At 47.0% G+C, this 1,006-nt stretch carries 1 protein-coding gene; it reads left to right on the top strand.

Going from position 1 to position 1,006, the window contains the following annotated elements; genetic code table 11:
• Nucleotides 1-844 (top strand): ABC transporter ATP-binding protein (locus tag BG32_RS01910; protein ID WP_006486666.1); only part of this gene is annotated, 844 nt, incomplete at its 5' end.
• Nucleotides 845-1,006: the final 162 nt, after the last annotated feature.

Genomic DNA, 1,006 nt, shown 5'->3' with positions numbered 1-1,006 from the left:
AATGATAGTCTCTGTAGATAAACTAAGAAAGTCCTTCTCGTCGAAGCCTGTTCTTAACGATATTTCTTTCAATGTGGAGCAGGGAGATATCTTTGCGATAGTCGGACCAAATGGGGCAGGAAAGACCACCACTCTCCGCTGTATATTCGGCGAAATCGCACCGGAAGGTGGAGAAGTGAAGGTCTTTGGGGAAAATGTTACATCGCGTACTAAGGAGAAGATAGCGGTCATGACGGAAGACCGCCTTACCTTCAGGAGGTTCCTCGGCGAGGATTACCTGAGGATGTGGAGAATGCTTTATCCTGGCTGGCAAGAGAAGGTTTTCGCCAGTTTCGCAGTGCATTACAAGTTCAATCTAAACGAGAGAGTTGAAACATACTCTATGGGCATGAAAACTCTATTCCATATAGCTCTTACGGTTGCTAGCGGAGCTGATCTCCTCATCCTCGACGAACCTACTCAGAGTCTCGATCCGGTGATAAGACAGGAAGTGATGGGTGTGCTGAGAGATTATGTTCTCCAGGAGGGCAAAACAATGATAATCTCCTCTCACGAAATCTATGATCTCGAGGAGATTGCCGGTTCCTTTGCCGTAGTCCTTGAGGGAAAGGTGCTATATTCAGACACAATTGATGGCGCCAAGGAGACACATCGGATTATTCCAAAAGGGCAGGCTATACCTTCAGGAGAGATTATTGGCGTTACGGGTGAGGAAACCCTGGTCCGAACTGACGAAGAGGCAGGCAGATTCCCGAACTTCAAAGAGATCGTGCTGGGCTACCTTCAGAGTAAGAAAGCCTTTGCGCCTTTCAAAGAAGAGTTCAGACCGAGATTCAAGATTTGAGAAGCGTCTCGTGAGTAAATATTGCACGGGGCGAGCGGCAGTATCGCCCCGTTTTCTGAAGCAGAAATCGATATAGGCAAAGACACATTTGCCCAGGTATGCGATTCCATTATTCAAAGGTTTTCGGTCATTCGTCACTGAGATGTTTGGAATCTGATTTGT

Source organism: Mesotoga sp. HF07.pep.5.2.highcov (assembly GCF_003666285.1).
GTDB classification, from domain to species: Bacteria; Thermotogota; Thermotogae; order Petrotogales; family Kosmotogaceae; genus Mesotoga; species Mesotoga prima.
The sequence above is the reverse complement of the archived record's forward strand: the minus strand, read 5'-3'. Positions and strand labels throughout refer to the sequence as shown.